13 protein-coding genes and 1 pseudogene are annotated in these 15474 nt (G+C 72.4%); 5 read left to right on the top strand and 9 right to left on the bottom strand.

The window, feature by feature from the left end; genetic code table 11:
• Positions 1-22: 22 nt before the first annotated feature.
• The 8 genes from ACYVHU_RS11385 to ACYVHU_RS11420 form a co-directional block, all read right to left on the bottom strand.
• Positions 23-1246: a hypothetical protein gene (locus tag ACYVHU_RS11385; protein WP_078761252.1), complete on the bottom strand. Its 1224-nt coding sequence runs from the start codon at positions 1244-1246 to the stop codon at positions 23-25.
• Positions 1243-4050, bottom strand: a complete 2808-nt coding sequence (locus ACYVHU_RS11390; protein WP_498948322.1) for a DEAD/DEAH box helicase — start codon at positions 4048-4050, stop codon at positions 1243-1245. The genes ACYVHU_RS11385 and ACYVHU_RS11390 overlap by 4 nt, the downstream gene beginning before the upstream one ends.
• A gap of 582 nt (positions 4051-4632) precedes the next feature.
• On the bottom strand, positions 4633-4914 hold the full coding sequence (locus ACYVHU_RS11395; RefSeq protein WP_498948324.1) for a DUF6510 family protein: 282 nt from the start codon (positions 4912-4914) through the stop codon (positions 4633-4635).
• Entirely contained in the window at positions 4911-5648 is a 738-nt protein-coding gene (locus ACYVHU_RS11400; protein WP_200813583.1) for a ferredoxin reductase, read from the bottom strand. Before ACYVHU_RS11400 ends, ACYVHU_RS11395 begins: the two co-directional genes overlap by 4 nt.
• Before the next feature lie 3 nt (positions 5649-5651).
• Positions 5652-6251 carry a sulfite oxidase-like oxidoreductase gene (locus tag ACYVHU_RS11405; RefSeq protein WP_498948326.1) on the bottom strand — a complete coding sequence of 200 codons (600 nt, stop codon included), beginning with the start codon at positions 6249-6251 and terminating at the stop codon, positions 5652-5654.
• Positions 6252-6772: 521 nt separating this feature from the next.
• Entirely contained in the window at positions 6773-7798 is a 1026-nt protein-coding gene (gene add, locus ACYVHU_RS11410) for an adenosine deaminase family protein (RefSeq protein WP_498948327.1), read from the bottom strand.
• A 57-nt stretch (positions 7799-7855) separates the two neighbouring features.
• Positions 7856-8389, bottom strand: coding sequence for a DinB family protein (locus ACYVHU_RS11415; RefSeq protein ID WP_498948329.1), 534 nt, complete (start codon positions 8387-8389; stop codon positions 7856-7858).
• Positions 8390-8761: 372 nt separating this feature from the next.
• Positions 8762-9136 (bottom strand): VOC family protein, encoded by a 375-nt coding sequence (locus ACYVHU_RS11420; RefSeq protein WP_498948330.1) that lies wholly within the window; start codon positions 9134-9136, stop codon positions 8762-8764.
• A 944-nt stretch (positions 9137-10080) separates the two neighbouring features.
• On the opposite strand from ACYVHU_RS11420, the gene helR reads away from it, so the two are divergent.
• Entirely contained in the window at positions 10081-12228 is a 2148-nt protein-coding gene (gene helR / locus ACYVHU_RS11425; protein WP_498948578.1) for an RNA polymerase recycling motor ATPase HelR, read from the top strand.
• A gap of 74 nt (positions 12229-12302) precedes the next feature.
• Positions 12303-13181, top strand: coding sequence for an alpha/beta fold hydrolase (locus tag ACYVHU_RS11430; protein WP_498948332.1), 879 nt, complete (start codon positions 12303-12305; stop codon positions 13179-13181).
• A 202-nt stretch (positions 13182-13383) separates the two neighbouring features.
• Here the strand turns inward: ACYVHU_RS11430 and ACYVHU_RS11435 are convergent, their stop codons facing one another.
• Complete coding sequence (locus ACYVHU_RS11435) at positions 13384-13584, bottom strand: hypothetical protein (RefSeq protein ID WP_498948334.1); 201 nt, start codon at positions 13582-13584, stop codon at positions 13384-13386.
• A 99-nt stretch (positions 13585-13683) separates the two neighbouring features.
• Between ACYVHU_RS11435 and ACYVHU_RS11440 the strand changes: the two are divergent.
• From ACYVHU_RS11440 to ACYVHU_RS11450, 3 genes and pseudogenes are all read left to right on the top strand, one after another.
• A pseudogene (locus tag ACYVHU_RS11440) lies at positions 13684-14006 on the top strand (transposase family protein); the annotation flags it as partial.
• Positions 14007-14105: 99 nt separating this feature from the next.
• On the top strand, positions 14106-14516 hold the full coding sequence (locus ACYVHU_RS11445; protein ID WP_078761242.1) for a MerR family transcriptional regulator: 411 nt from the start codon (positions 14106-14108) through the stop codon (positions 14514-14516).
• A gap of 114 nt (positions 14517-14630) precedes the next feature.
• A complete protein-coding gene (locus ACYVHU_RS11450) occupies positions 14631-15284 on the top strand; it encodes a nitroreductase (RefSeq protein WP_235000884.1) in 654 nt (217 codons plus the stop codon).
• Positions 15285-15474: the final 190 nt, after the last annotated feature.

A 15474-nucleotide genomic window follows, 5' to 3' on the forward strand; every position in this document is an offset into this window, starting at 1 on the left:
CACCACCCCCGCCTTCGGGCGCTCACCCGTCGAGCAGTCCGGCGAGCGCCTCCGCGGGGTCGTGCGACGGCGGCCCCGCGGGCCACCAGAGCCCGTCCCGCTCGTGGTAGGGGTACCAGCGCCCGTCACGTCCGTAGCGGACCTGGATCCCGTGTTCGACCAGCGTCCAGTGATTGTGCCGGACGTCCGCCCGCGGCGCCCGCTCGCCCTCCCAGGTCATGGACAGCGCGTCTCCCATCCGGGCCGACACGTGCTCCGGCGGGTCCCAAGGGGACTCCAGGACCTCCAGTCCTTGCGGGCCACCGTACTCCCACGCCCGTGCGGCGCGCTCCAGTTCCTCGCCGCGGCCGCTCGCCCGACCCAACCGTTCCCGGGCCCTCCCGTGGTAGGCCGCGGCCAGCCGCACGGTGTCGCGCCACAGGTCGAGCCGTGGCGGCGGCGCGCCGGTGACGAGGAGGTCGCGCGCCCGGGCCGCGGCGTCGGCGACGAGGAGATCCAGCGCGTCGGGTTCACCTCCGGGAAGGGGGGTCAGGGCGGGCAGGGCGTCGAGCGTGCCGGGGGGCGGTGTCTCCTCGGGCAGCGGGCCGAGAACGCGGGCGTAGGCCTCCTCGGCGGAGGTCCCCCGCGCCGCCGTGGCCTCCCGGCCGCGGGCCGCGCTCCTCCCCGGAGCCGCGTGGTGCCGCAGCTCGTCCAACAGCTCGCTCCTGCCCCGGCCGCGCATCAGCAGCAGCACGAACGGGTCGTCGTCCAGCAGCCAGGCGGCCTGGTAGCACAGGGCCGCGGCGTGCATGCAGGGAAGTTCCCAGTCGTCGCAGTCGCATTCGGGTTCCAGATCGCCGATGCCCGGAAGCAGCCGCACGCCGGCCTCCTCGGCCGCGTCCACCAGGGCGTGCGGCATCTCGCCTTCGAGCAGTGCCGCGATGTGCCCCGATTCGGCGGCCACCTGGTCGAGCAGGCGCGCCCACTCGGCGTCGGACAGCTCCTCGACGAACACGGCGGTGTGGTGGAGCGAGGCGTGCCCGGGACCGTAGACCGGCGCGGCGATCCGGCCGGGGCTGACGGTGATCGTGCCGACGTGTCCGGTACGGGCGTGGGCGCGCCCCTTGGCCAACGGCTCGCGGTCGAGCGAGTTCTCCTCCATCGCCGTGGTCCAGGCCCGCGCCCACCAGGAGCGTCCGCGTCCTCGCCCCTTCTGTGGCGAGAACGCGGGAAAGCCGCGGACGCGGTCGTCGTGTCCCGTGGTCATCGCTCGCTCCTCAACTCGACGAGTTCCGCCAGCTCGGTGTCGGACAGTTCGGTCAGCGCCGCCTCACCGGAGGTGAGAACCGCGTCGGCGAGCTCCCGCTTGGCGCGCAGCATCGCGTCGATGCGGTCCTCGATCGTTCCCTCGGTGACCAGGCGGTGGACCTGCACCGACCGGGTCTGGCCGATGCGGTGGGCGCGGTCGGTGGCCTGTTCCTCGACAGCGGGGTTCCACCAGCGGTCGTAGTGGACGACATGGTCGGCGCGGGTGAGGTTGAGCCCGGTCCCGGCGGCTTTCAACGACAGCAGGAACACCGGGACGCTCCCCTCCTGGAAGGCGCGCACCATCTCCTCACGCCGTCGGATCGGCGTGCCGCCGTGCAGCAGCAGACTGGGGACGCCGCGTTCGGTCAGACGGCCCTCGATGAGCCGGGCCATGGCCACGTACTGGGTGAACACGAGCACGGCACCGTCCTCGGCGGTGATGGTGGTGACCAGCTCGTCGAGCAGGTCGAGCTTGCCCGACCGTCCCGGAAGCCACGGACGCTCCTCCTTGAGGTAGTGCGCGGGGTGGTTGCAGATCTGCTTGAGGCCGGTCAGCAGCCTCATGACCAGTCCGCGCCGGGCCATCCCGTCGCTCGCCGCGATCTGCTCCATGACCTCGCGGACCAGCGCCTCGTACAGCGCGGCCTGTTCCCGGGTGAGCGCGGTCGGGTGGGTGGACTCGATCTTGGCGGGCAGTTCGGGGGCGATGCCGGGGTCGGTCTTCCTGCGACGCAGCAGGAAGGGGCGGAGCAGCCGTGACAGCCGTTCGGCGGCCTCGGGGTCGCGCCCGCCCTCGACCGTCTCGGCCCAGCGCCGGCGGAACGCGGTGAGCGTGCCGAGCAGTCCGGGCGTCGTCCAGTCGAGGATCGCCCACAACTCGGTCAGGTTGTTCTCGATGGGGGTACCGGTGAGGGCGACACGCGCGGGCGCGGGGATGGTCCGCAGTGCTCTGGCGGTTCCCGACCGGGGGTTCTTCACGTGCTGGGCCTCGTCGGCGACGACGAGGCGCCATCCCACCTCGGCGAGCCGTCCGGCGTCCAACCGCATCGTGCCGTAGGTGGTGAGCACGAATCCGTCGGTGACACCGTCGAGCGCGCGTCCGGCGCCGTGGAAACGGCGCACGGGGGTGCCGGGGGCGAAGCGGGTGATCTCGCGCTCCCAGTTGCCGAGCAGCGAGGCGGGGCAGACGACGAGGGTCGGTCCGGTGGTCGCGGGGTCGGCCTGCCGGTGCAGGTGCAGCGCGATGAGCGTGATCGTCTTGCCCAGTCCCATGTCGTCGGCGAGACATCCCCCCAACCCCAGTGAGGTCATGCGGTGGAGCCAGCCCAGGCCGCGCAGCTGGTAGTCGCGCAGGGTCGCGGTCAGACCGGCGGGGGTTCGCACCTGTTCGTGGCCGGTGGAGGGGTCGGCGATGCGGTCCCGAAGCGTCTTCAGCCACCCGTCGGCGAGGACCGTGACCCGTTCCCCGTCGATCTCGGTGCTCCCGGTGAGCGCCGCGGTCAGCGCGTCGAACGCCGGCAGGGGTTTCATCGGCCGGTCGCGGGCCTTGCGAGCCAGGGCGGGCGGTACGAGCGTCCACTGGCCGCGCAGCCGCACCACGGGCCGGTGGGCCTCCGCGAGCAGGTCCATCTCCTTCTCGCTCAACGGAGCGCCGGCCAGGGCGATCCGCCAGTCGAGGGAGAACGACTGGTCGCCGCCGAGGAACGCCGGGCCGCCGAAGGGTGGTGGGTCGCCGGCGCCCACGACGGCGCCGGCGGTCATCTCGTGGACGAGCCCCTTGGGCCAGTGGACGTCCACGCCCGCGGTCGCCAGCGGCGCGGCGGCCCCGTCCAGCAGCTCCTCGACCTCGCCGTCGGTGAGGGTGATCGCGTCGGGGACGGCCACGTCCAGGAGCCGCCCCAGCGGTTCCCACACCCGGGCGGCCCGTCGCACCGCGAGGACGGCGTCGAAGCGGGCACGGTCGTCGAATCCGCTCCTCGCCCCCTCCCACAGGTCGGCCGCGTCGACGACCAGGGCCGGGTCGGCCACGCTGTGGACTTGCAGGACGGCCCTGAACACGCCGTCCTCGAAGTCCCCGTCGGCGACCTCGACCCGCAACGACACCCGTACGCCGGAGTCGATCCCGGCGGACACCTCATGGGCCCACGCCCGCAGCTCGGGGACCTGTTGGGGCGCGGTCGCGGCGAACGGAGCGCCACCGCTCGCCGCGACCGCCGCGGGGGTACGCGGCATCGTGTCGGCCACCGCGTCCATGAAGGCCCGGATCAGGTCTTCGGGAGCGGGAAGTTCGAGAGGGTCCGTGCCGGGCAGCGGGACAGCTCTGGCCTCGGCCGGCATGGCGGCGGCCAGGGCGTGGATCCGGTCGACGGTCCCGGCGTCCAACGGACCGATCCGCCAGGCGTCGAACCCCTCGGGGGAGACACCTGGCAGCAGCCGCCCACGTGCCACCGAGGTCAGTGCCTCGATCGCGACCGCGCCCCAGAAGGACGCGGCGGGATGGGCGCCCCCGTCGCGCCGGATCCGGACCAGGTCGGCCAGGGCCGCGCCCACCGGGGTGCGCGCCACCGGCAGGATCCTGGGCCGCACCGCCGTGCCGTCCCGGACGGCGATCGTCAGCGTTCCCGGTTGGCCCAGATGCGCCGGCGGCTTCGAGCCGTCGACACACCACCAGGCCAGGTGTCCCGTCCGTGGCGGGTCGGCCGGTTCGAACACGACCGCGCACCCCGTGAGTTCCCGCGGTCGGGAACCGGACGTCTCCGTCATCGACTTCTCCCCCATCGTCCTGCCCGTGGCGTACGCGGCTCCAACGCCCGTGGCCGGCCACGGGTTCCCATCGGTGTTCCGGGAGTGTTTCAGGACATCTGGGGCGTGGCGCAAGGGGATTTCGGCGGCGCTGGCGGGATTTCGGCCCGCTGTGCGCCCACCACCGATACGGGAACGCGGAGAGGGCTGCCCCCGGACCTATGCTCCGCCGGAGGTGGTCGACGCCCGGCGCTTTCCTCCGCCCCACGGGGCGGAGGAAAGCGTGCGGACGGTGACCTCGGCGGGCGGCGGTGTCGCCGGGCTGAGCCCGCGGGAGCCACAACGGGGCGTGGGACCAGGGGTTTCCAACCGGATCGACGGAAGAGCGGATTCCCGGTTCTTCCCGGCCGGAAGGGCGACATCCTCCCCGGCCCCGAACGGCTTCAGGCCCGGCTCACATCCCAAAGGCGGCGCCGTCTCGCACGCGGAACCGGACCGGCCGGTGGGAGGGGCCGCGGACGCCCGTCGGTCTGCGCCCGGGCGCGACCGGGCCTCGCGCGCCCCGGCGTCACCCCGTCACCGCGGAGGGCTCGAAGACCGGCGTCACTTCACCCGCAGCCGCAGGCAGCCGGTTCCGCCCAGGTCGATCCAGAGGACGCCGCCCTCGTGGACCAGGCGCAACACCACCGTGTCACATCCGGGACAGCGCACCACCAGCCCCGGACATTCGGCGTAGACCCGAAGCTCGGCGAAGGCCCCGGTGATCCCGCACACCGCGCAGCGGCGTGTCGCACCGGTCAGATCCACCCGGAACACCTCCGACAGTGGGCCGGCCAGCGCGTTGCCGTCGAGGTGGCTGGGCTCGGAGACAGAGGGTGTCGTCATGGTCGTCCTCCACTGGGCCCGAAGCGTTCGGTCTTGATCCTGCGCGGGTCGTGTCCCAGTGCGACCAGCGCGTTGGCAGCGCTCTCCACGAACCCGGTGGGGCCGCAGACGAAGCAGGTCGGCGCGGAGTCCGGCGGTAGGCCGTGGGTGTTGATCTCCGACAGGGCCAGGCGCTGTGGCGGGCGTGTCACCCCCTCGGGTGCTTCCCGCGTGTAGGCGAGGAAGACGTCCAGACCTCCGTCACCCGCCTGGTGGGAGCCCAGCTCCGTGGAGTAGTAGCGCTCCGCCGGCGAACGCAGCGAGTACAGCAACCGGAACAGCGCCTTGGCGCGCGCCATCCGCCGGGTCCGCACCATCGACATCAGCGGCACGATCCCCGCGCCGCCGGCCACCAGCACCACCGGGGCCGGGTCGTCGGGCCTCCAGACGAACCAGCCGCCGAGAGGGCCGCGGATCTCGATCTGGTCGCCGACGTCGGCCACCTCGACGAGGTAGGGCGATACCTCCCCGTCGGGGACGCGCTGCACGGTCACCTCGATGAGGTCGCCGACGGCGGGCGCGGCCAGCGAGTAACTGCGCTGGGCGGTGTAGCCGTCCTCGGCGGTGAGCCGGACGTCGACGTGCTGGCCCGCCAGGTGCCCGGGCCAGTCGGGAACCCGCAGGACCAGGGTGCGCGCCGTGGGGGTCTCGGGACGGTGCGCGGCGACCGTGGCCGCCCTCCAGCGGCCGGCCATCCCTCAGTCCCCCCGATAGCGCTGCTCGCGCCAGGGGTCGCCGTAGTCGTGGTAGCCGGCCTGTTCCCAGAAGCCGGGTTCGTCGTGGTCGAGCAGCCGGATGCCGCGGACCCATTTGGCCGACTTCCAGAAGTACAGGTGGGGGACGAACAGCCGGGCCGGGCCGCCGTGCTCGGCGGGCAACGGTTCCCCCTCGAACTCGTGCACGACCCACGCCTGACCCTCCTGGAGGTCCTGGAGCGGCAGGTTGGTGCTGTAGCCGCCGTAGCAGTAGGCCAGTGCGTAGTCGGCGGAGGTGTCGACGTCGGCCAGGAGCGTGTCCAGCGACACCCCCGTCCAGTCGGTGTCGAACTTCGACCAGCGGGTCACACAGTGGATGTCGGTGTGCGGATGCTCCTGGGGCAGGTTCTGGAACTCCCGCCATGACCAGGTCCGCGACTCGCCGGTCTCGGTGGTGATCGTGAACGTCCACTCGTCGGTGTCCACGCGCGGGGTGGGGCCCGCGGTCAGGACGGGGAAACCGTCGGTGAGGTACTGCCCCGGCGGGAGGCGTTCGCTGTCGCCGCCACGGCGGCCCTGGAATCCCCTCGACACGATGCCCATGAGCGCCCTGTCCTCTCACTGATGTGGAGCACGTCGGCGGCGGCCCTACCCCCGATCCGGTCAAGCGACGGCAGGGCCAGGGCCAACATCGACCTGGCCCGCCCGTATCGTCCGCAGATGGAACGATCAGCCCTGTACCGGGAACTCCAGGCAGTAGCACTGCCGTCCGATCGGACACTGCAAGTGATCGGGAAGACGGGGCTTCATCCAGTGTCCCCTCCCGGACAAGTCGCACAAGTCGTCTTACGGCGGCGCGTCGCCCGAATGCGTCGAGGTGGCTTGCGTGGAGGCGACCGTAAGAAGCGCACGGCCTCGTCCGTGGCACCGGGCACGGGGAGGGCGGCGCCGCCCTCCCCGCAGAAGCCCGGGCCACCGTCCTGGACACGGTGGAGAGGGAGAGGCCCTCTTCTCAGCCCACCACATCGGACGTGCCCTGCCGGCGGCGCGCGGTCTCCCATCGGCCGGGCTGGATCGTGGGCCACCGGAGATCCCCAGATCAGAGGAGTGGAGCGGGGAAACGATCACCTCCCCGTGTGCGACGGTCTCCCCTCCGCCGGGGCCAGCCAGGCGTCCACCTCGTGGCGCAGGCGCACCTTGACGTCCACCGGGGCGAAGGAGGCGTCGATCGAGGTCCGCGCGAATTCGGCCAGGACGGCGTCGTCGTAGCCGAAAGCGTCACGCACCCGCGCGTACTCCCCGGCCAGACCGCTGCCGGTGGCCGAGGGGACGTCGGTGTTGAGGGTCAGGGCCAGTCCCGCGGCGCGCAACCGCGGCAACGGATGGGCCGCGAGGGAGTTGGCGAAGCCGAGGGCGACGTTGGAGGACGGGCACACCTCCAGCGGGATGCCGCGCTCCCGCACCTCGGCGACCAGCTCGTCGTCGTCCAGGATCCGGATGCCATGGCCGATCCGCCGGGTCCGTCCCACCTCGACCGCCTCGCGGATGCTCGCCGGCCCGCAGGCCTCACCTGCGTGGTGGACGAGCCGTATCCCCGCGTCGTGGGCCGCGTCGATGACGGGCGTGAAGGGAGCGAGGGGGTAGGGCTCCTCCCCCGCCATCCCGATGGCGACCACCCCGTGGGAGGCGTAACGGGCCGCCAGCCTCATCGTGCGCCAGGCCCGTTCCACGGAGCGCCGCCGTGAGTGGTCGAGGATGACCCCGTACTCCAGCCCATGGGCCGCCGCGCCCTCGGCGAGCCCGTCCAGGACGGCTTCCAGCGGCATTTCGAGCCGTCCCAACCGCTCCCCGTGGGAGGCCGCGGTGAACGTCACCTCCACGTAGCGGGTGCCCTGCGCGGCCTCGTCCGCGCAGAACTCGACGGCGACCCGGTGGAAGTCCTCGGGCCGGCGCAGGCATGACCGCACCAGGGAGCCGTGGTCGGCGAAGGCGCGGAAGCCGGTGAACAGGGGACCCGCGCCGGCCGGGGCGTGGAGGCGCGGCAGGGGGACGCCGTTGGCCGCGGCGATCTCGCGCAACGTGCCGGGGCGGATGGTGCTCTCCAGGTGGACGTGGAGGTGGGCCTTCGGCAGTCGGAGGAGATCACGCATGCGGCCGAGGGTAGGGGGCGGAGCCCGCCGACAACACCGGTTTTCCGGCGGTCGGGGTCAGCGTGCGGCGTTCCAGGTGTACAGATGGCGCAGCAGACCGATCTCGGCGACGTTCTTGGTCAGTTCGACGCCGACCCAGCCCGCCACGTCGACGAGCGGAAGCCCCTCCCCCCAGGGGAGGCCCGCCGTGCGCGAGGTGGAGTCCAGATCGGCGTCGTCGAGCCGCGCGAGTCCGGCCTGCCAGGACCGCTTCAGTTCGGCCAGCCGCGCGATCGCCGCCTCGGCGCTGCCGGGCCAGACGATCTCCTCGCGCGCGGGCGCCCCGGAGCCGAAGCAGTGCTCGAGGGTGGTCGTCCACCAGTAGTCGACGTGCCAGGTCACCCAGCCGATCGTGACGGCGGGGACGGGCTGCGGTTCGGGGACCTGCCAGTCGGCGACCCAGCGCCCCTGGCCGTCCGGCCGCACGTTCCAGGACACGGGTGCCGGCTCCCACAGGCACATCGCGTCGTCGAGATCCTGCGCGTGGTGCTCCAGCAGTGCCCAGGCGATGTCGAGTTGCCGGTTCACCAGGGAGATTCGGGATGAGCTCATCCCGGAAGTGTGCCAGCCCCCGGGCCGCGGGGCGAGGGATTATGTCCCGGCGCCTCGGCGAGAGGGCGGATGACCGGCGGACGGCCCTGGCCGCCGGCTCCGCGCTCTTCGAACCGCCCCGCCAGGAGCGCTCGGGGCCGGCCCCGGGGAAAGGCGCGGGCTCCCTCTCCGGGCGCGGCGCTCGACGGCGCCCCGGCCGGGGCCGGCCGACGGTGACCGGAACGGCCGCGTGGGCCGTCCCGCGTCCCCGCGATCCGTCTGCCGCCGCGCGGCGCGGTCGCCGGCCCCCTTGGCCCCTACCGCTCCCGCCGTCGTGGCGCCGGGCCGCGCCCGGCCGGCGACCTCCGACGCCGTTTCGGCGGCGCGGCCGTCTCAGTGGAGGCAGAGGCAGAAGGGATGGCCCGCCGGATCCGCGTAGACCCGCCAGTTGGCCCCCGGACGCACCTGGTCGGCGCGCTCCAGCACGGTCGCGCCGAGCTCCAGTACCCGCTTCTCGGCCGCCTCGATGTCGTCCACCTCGAAGTCCAGGTGCACCTGCTGGGGCGTCTGCTGCCCCGGCCACTCCGGTGGACGGTAGTCCCGCACCCGTTGGAAGGCCAGCGGCGTTCCCTCGAAGCCGTGCACCTCGACCCAGGCCGGATCCTCCGGGTCCGCCACGACCTGCCCGCCAAGCAGTTCCGCGTAGAACTCCGCGAGCCGCCTGGGGTCCGAGCAGTCCAACGCGACCGCCTGAAGCCTGCGAATCATCCCCGGCTCTCCTCCCTCTCGATCCCTCACGTCCGTCGGTCCGCCCCCTGCGGCCCCGCCTTGCGCGGGAGCCAGGGGACGGACTCCGCGTAATCTACTCGCAGTGATCTCGGCGATCCTCTGGATTTCGCGAGTGATCGCACGGCCGGCCCGGGGGCGAGCGACCGAACCCGCCCGAGACGCCGCCCTCGACCTCCGACCTCCCACTCCTGACGTGCGGGAGGGACGGTGTGTCGACTGCGAGCGCGGGGGCGCACCGACGACGGACGCGCGCCGCCCCTGTGGCAGGGCGGGTCCCGCTCCGTCCCCGACGTACGGTTCGTGTCCCCTCCCGGTGTCCACGCGACGCGCGTCTCTCCACGCCGCGGGGTGCCGCCCTGTGGAACCGGGGGCGTTCCCGCCCGCGGCGGGTCGAGGAGAGCGCCGGGGACCTGTGCCGCCCGCCCGATCGTCCTCCGCATCGGCGCTCGACGAGGCCGCGAGCGGGCCGGACCCGCGCCGTCGGACCGTCCATCCGGTGATCGAGTCCGGTGTGAAGGCGGTGCCCGAGCCCGTCAGCGTCCACGGCCCCGGCGTGGGAGCGACATCCCGGTGGCCCCGGCGGATCGCCCACGCTCACATCGAAGCGCCCGGAGGGACGGGGCCGCCACGGCGGGGCGGCGTCCACCGCGCACATCCGAAGAGGCGTCACACGTGCCTCCACCAGGAGGCGAGCGCGTTCGAAACGGGGAAGGAAGAGGGGCCGCGGGTCGGTGCCGCCCTACGGGGCGCGTTGCCACCAGGCGAAGATCAAAGACCATCCACGACCACGGACGACCGGAGCGGAGGGGGACGGTCACTCCCCTCCACTCTTAACGTATAGCGCACCCCCGGGCTTGCGGCAAGACCCGGGTCATGCCGCAGAATCGTCGTCCGTGACCGGAACCCACGACACGGGAGACGACGTGAAACACCTGGTGACCAGCGCGTTCGACCTCCCCGAACACCTCTCCCCCAAGGCCGACCCGAAGTTGATCGCCGACGACGAGCGGCACTTCGCGACCATCGAGAGAACCCTTGAGCAGACGATCGCCGACCTGACCGTCCGCCTCGACGCCGCGCGCAGGGCGCCCGGCGGGCTGGGCCGGGCGGCGATGGACCGGGACATGGAGGTCCACCGGCTGTCCGCCCGCCTGCGTACCCTGCGCCGCTTCGGTCTGGACCTGTGCCTCGGACGCATCGTCAGCGCGGACGACCCCGAGCCCGTGTACATCGGCCGGCTCGGCCTCACCGACGACGAGGGGCGTCGGCTGCTGATCGACTGGCGCTCCCCCGCGGCCGAGCCGTTCTTCGCGGCGACCCACGCCAACCCGCTGGGCCTGGTGAGCCGGCGCAGGTACCGCTGGACCCGGGGTCGGATCAGCGACTACTGGGACGAGGTGTTCACCGCGGGCGGGGTCGAGGGGCACGCCGCGCTCGACGACCAGTCCGCCTTCATCGCCAGCCTGGGCGCCAACCGGTCGGCCCGGATGCGAGACGTGCTCGGCACCATCCAGGCCGACCAGGACGCCATCATCCGCGCGGGATCCCGTGGCGCCCTCGTCGTCGACGGCGGCCCGGGGACGGGGAAGACCGTCGTCGCCCTGCACCGCACCGCCCATCTCCTCTACTCCGACCCCCGCCTCGGGCACCGTCGGGGCGGCGTGCTGTTCGTCGGCCCGCACCAGCCCTACCTCGCCTACGTCTCCGACGTCCTGCCCAGCCTCGGCGAGGAGGGCGTGCGGATCTGCACCCTGCGGGACCTCGTTCCCGAGGGGGCCACGGCAAGGACCGAGACCGATGCGGAGGTGGCCCGCCTGAAATCGTCCGCGGACCTGGTGAAGGCGGTCGACGAGGCCGTCAAGTTCTACGAACAGCCTCCCACCCGGGGGATGACGGTCACGACCGACTGGGCCGACATCCAGGTGAGCGCCGACGACTGGACCGAGGCGTTCGACGCGCTGGAACCCGGGACCCCGCACAACGAGGCCCGAGAGCAGCTTCTGGAGGAACTGGTCACGATCCTGGTGGACCGCAACGACGACGACGTTCCCCCCGACCTGCTCCGCAGGTCGCTGCTGCGCAACGCGGAACTGGTCAGGGCCCTGAGCCGGGCGTGGCCGCTGCTTGAGGCGACCGACATCGTCGCCGACCTGTGGACGGTCCCCGCCTACCTGCGCAAGTGCGCCCCCTGGCTCGCCATCGACGATATTCGCAAGCTCCAGCGCGAGGACGCCCACGCCTGGACGGTCTGCGACCTGCCGCTCCTGGACGCGGCGCGGCGGCGGCTCGGCGACCCCGAGGCGGCGCGGCGCAGGCGCCGGCGCAGGGCCGCCGTCGCCGTGGAACGCGAGCGCATGTCCCACGTCATCCACGACATCCTGGAGGCCGACGACGACGGCGAGGGCGCGGTGACGATGCTGCGCGGGCGCGACCTGCAGGACAGCCTGATCGACGACGCCGCGCTGCCCGGAACCGAGGCGGACCCGCTCGCCGGCCCGTTCGCGCACATCGTCGTGGACGAGGCCCAGGAACTGACCGACGCGGAGTGGCAGATGCTGCTGCTCCGCTGCCCCTCCCGGAGCTTCACCATCGTCGGGGACCGCGCCCAGGCCAGGCACGGGTTCACCGAGTCGTGGCGGGACCGGCTCGAACGGGTCGGATTCGACCAGGTCGCCCTGGCCTCACTGAGCATCAACTACCGGACACCGGAGGAGGTCATGGCGGAGGCCGAGCCCGTCATCCGGGCCGCGCTGCCAGACGCCAACGTGCCGACCTCCATCCGCGCCAGCGGTGTTCCCGTGGTCCACGGGTCCGTCTCGGAGCTGGAGGCGATCCTCGACGCCTGGCTTGTCGAGCACGCGGACGGCGTCGCCTGCGTCATCGGCGGTCCCGCGCTGCCGGCGACGCCCCGCGTCCGGTCGCTGACCCCACAACTGGCCAAGGGACTCGAGTTCGACCTGGTCGTCCTCGTCGACCCCGAGAGGATCGGCACGGGAATCGAGGGAGCGGTCGACCGCTATGTCGCGATGACCCGGGCGACCCAGCGACTCGTCGTCCTCACGAGCACCTGACAACGGCCAGGACGGGGCGGCTCCACCGGAAAACCACTGGCCGGGCCGCGCGACTCGTCCTAGGGTGACCGGTTGTGCGACGACAGGCGATCACCCGGCCACGGGACTCCGGCGTGGTGCGGACACCGGATGGGCGGGCACTCGGCTGGGCGCAGTGGGGTCCCGTCCAGGGACGACCGGTCGTGTTCTGCTCCGGCGCGGGCATGGGACGCGGCCTGGGGTTCGGCGCCGACGTGCTCGACCGGCTGGACACCCGCCTTATCTGCGTGGACCGCCCGGGGGTGGGCGCTTCGGACCCGGCTCCGGGGCGCACCCTGAACGACTGGGCGGCCGACGTCGACGCGCTCGCCGCGCAACTGGGACTGTCCGGGTTCGGCGTGGTCGGCTTCTCCAACGGAGGGCCGTTCGCCTTGGCGTGCGCGGCGCTCGGCGGTGCCGACGCGGTGGCGGTGGTGTCGGGAACGGACGAGCTCGCCCATCCGCGCTTCACCGGTCTCCTCGACCCCGACGTGCTCGCGCTGGTGCGTCACGCGGCGACCGACCCCGACGGTTTCGAGGAGGCGTTCACCGAGACGAACGCGGACACGATGTGGCGGGTCGTCATGGAGACGGCCTCCGAGACCGACCGCGCGCTCTACGCCGACCCGATGTTCGAGCGTCCCTACCGCAGGGCGCTGGCCGAGGGTTTCACCCAGGGAGGAGCCGGCTACGCGCGCGACCTGGTGCTGGCCTTCCGCCGCTGGACCTTCGACCCGGGGGAGATCACCGTCCCGGTCGACCTGTGGTACGGCGGCCGTGACACCAGCGCCGTCCACTCCCCCGACCACGGCGCGGGACTGGCGGAGATCATCCCCACAGCGCGCCGCCACCTGCTTCCCCACGCGGGGGCGGCGCTGCCGTGGACCCACGCCGAGGAGATCCTGGCGGCGCTGGCGCGCCGTTCCCGTCCCTAGACGGGACACCGCGGACGCGCGGCGAGGACGTGGGCCGGTGCGCGGCGGACGGCCACACGACCCGGTTCTCCCGAAGCCATGGCGATCCGCCACGTGCCCCCTGATCGGCTACGCGGCCGGGGTTGCCCGCTCAGCCCCGCGAGGCGCGGGTGATCGTCGAAGGACCACCGCGCCATCGCCACGGCCACCCACGGGTGGTCGGTCAGGGCGGGACCTTCGGGCCCCTGTGTTCGTCCATGTCCCGGTACCCGGCGGGGACACCGGACAGGTCGGTGGTGGCGTCGAGGATCCTGCCCGGCTCGATGGCGCCGTCCAGGATGTCGGGCGACAGGCCGTCGATGTGGGCGCGTACCGGGGCGGGTCCGCCCGCCAGCCGGATGTTGTGGCGGAACAGGCTGCCCATACCGATCGGGGCCTGTTCGCACCGCGGGACCCCACGCGGCTGATCACCCCGCCGGGGCGCACGACGCCCAGGGCCGGCCCTTGGCGGCATCTCCGCCGTCTCCACGACAGCCAGGCTCTCGTTCCCCTGGTCCGCGGCATTCCACCCATCCGTTCCCGCGGCGGTCCGCGACGCCGACGGCCCGGTAAGCCCCACGGCGACAAAGGCCACGACCATTCTCGCCTGCGGCGCCGGCTCGCTTTCCACGGCATCCGGTGCCGCCTCGCTGGCAAGGGCCTCGAGTCGCCCCGATACCCGGGCCGACATCGCCGGACCGTGTTCTGGCCGTCCGGCTGCCGACGCCTTCACCACCTCTACGAGCGCAAGCCGGAACAGTTCTCGCCTTTACCGCACCCCTCACATGCCACCGCAAACCGACCAGTGAATCGGCCTCTACAGTTGAGACGATCTTCGGTCACGTCGCGGTCGGCCCGGGGTCCCGGCGCTTGCCGCGAAGTCCAAGGCGGCGAATAGGGAGCGGTATGCGCATCGGTGAGCTGGCGAAGCGGGCTCAGGTTCCGCCTCGGATGCTGCGGTACTACGAGGAGCAGGGGCTGATCGCGCCGCGGCGGCTGGACAACGGTTACCGGGACTACGACGAGTACCTGGTGGACCGGGTACGTCAGATTCGCGGATTGCTCGATGCCGGGCTTCCGACGCGGATCATCCGCGATTTGTTGCCCTGCATCGACCACACGGAGGACATCGTGGTCGCGGATCCCGATTCGGAGCTGCGCGCCCTACTGGAGCGCGAGCGCGACCGGATGACGGAGAGGATCGAGTGCCTCACCCGGAACCGCGACGCGATCTCGCGCTACATCGAGGCGCTGGGCCGCGCGGAGGACCGCGCGTCGGATCCGGCTCCCAAGGAGAGTCCGGTCACATCACATTGACCCTCACATATATGTGAAGGTTGCACGGTGAGGGGCATGAACCAGCGGATCGCCCATTCCACAGGGGCAAGCGAGGTCACATCGCCGACCACGGCATTGTCTTTCAGTGACGTGATGAGGTCCCGGCACTCGGTGCGGGAGTTCCTGCCCGATCCCGTGCCGCCCGAGGTCATTCGCGGCGTGCTCGAAGACGCGCAGAGCGCGCCCTCGCACAGCAACACCCAGCCCTGGCTGGTCCACGTCGTCTCCGGGGCCGCGCGTGACGAGCTCAGCGCCGAATTGCTCGCCGCCTACGACGAGCAGCGGTTCTCCTCCGACTTCACCGACACCTACGGCGATGGGGTGTACCAGGAACGCGCGCGGTCCCAGGGCGCGAAGATCTACGGCAAGCTCGGCATCGCACGCGATGACCAGGAGGGCCGCAACGAGGTGATACGCGACAACCTGCGGTTCTACGGTGCGCCGCACGTGGCGATGCTGTTCGTGCCACAGCTCGGCGACGGGGTGCGCGCCGCCAGTGACGTGGGCATGTACGGGCAGAACTTCCTGCTCTCCCTGCACGCGCGGGGTTTTCACGGGGTTCCGCAGGCCGTGCACGGATTGTTCGCCGACACGGTACGCAAGAAGCTGGGTGTCTCAGACGAGTTCAAACTGCTCTTCGGTATCGCTTTCGGCACCGGTAAGCCCGACTCGCCGGTGTTCAACCTCGCCCTCGGCCGGATCCCCCTCGAAGAGAGCGTGGTGCTGCACGACACCACGCTCGGCTGAGGCCGGGGTTCCAGGTCGGCGCCTTCGCCGGCGTGGCCTGCCGGCGGGGCGTTCGAACCGTACGGAGTGAACATGAGGGCCGGAGAGCCGGGGCCGGGCGCATCGGCGCACCCCTGGTGACGCGGCTGAGCGCTGCTGAGCACGAGGTGTGAGAGGCCGATTCACGCGGTCCCGGAACCATCGCACCTGA

It is taken from the genome of Marinactinospora endophytica, from assembly GCF_054780875.1.

Coding starts and splice junctions, on each gene's coding strand:
- ACYVHU_RS11385 (WP_078761252.1), bottom strand. CDS start 1,246: ATGACCACGGGACACGACGACCGCGTCCGCGGCTTTCCCGCGTTCTCG.
- ACYVHU_RS11390 (WP_498948322.1), bottom strand. CDS start 4,050: ATGACGGAGACGTCCGGTTCCCGACCGCGGGAACTCACGGGGTGCGCG.
- ACYVHU_RS11395 (WP_498948324.1), bottom strand. CDS start 4,914: ATGACGACACCCTCTGTCTCCGAGCCCAGCCACCTCGACGGCAACGCG.
- ACYVHU_RS11400 (WP_200813583.1), bottom strand. CDS start 5,648: ATGGCCGGCCGCTGGAGGGCGGCCACGGTCGCCGCGCACCGTCCCGAG.
- ACYVHU_RS11405 (WP_498948326.1), bottom strand. CDS start 6,251: ATGGGCATCGTGTCGAGGGGATTCCAGGGCCGCCGTGGCGGCGACAGC.
- add (WP_498948327.1), bottom strand. CDS start 7,798: ATGCGTGATCTCCTCCGACTGCCGAAGGCCCACCTCCACGTCCACCTG.
- ACYVHU_RS11415 (WP_498948329.1), bottom strand. CDS start 8,389: ATGAGCTCATCCCGAATCTCCCTGGTGAACCGGCAACTCGACATCGCC.
- ACYVHU_RS11420 (WP_498948330.1), bottom strand. CDS start 9,136: ATGATTCGCAGGCTTCAGGCGGTCGCGTTGGACTGCTCGGACCCCAGG.
- ACYVHU_RS11435 (WP_498948334.1), bottom strand. CDS start 13,584: ATGGGCAGCCTGTTCCGCCACAACATCCGGCTGGCGGGCGGACCCGCC.
- ACYVHU_RS11445 (WP_078761242.1), top strand. CDS start 14,106: ATGCGCATCGGTGAGCTGGCGAAGCGGGCTCAGGTTCCGCCTCGGATG.
- ACYVHU_RS11450 (WP_235000884.1), top strand. CDS start 14,631: ATGAGGTCCCGGCACTCGGTGCGGGAGTTCCTGCCCGATCCCGTGCCG.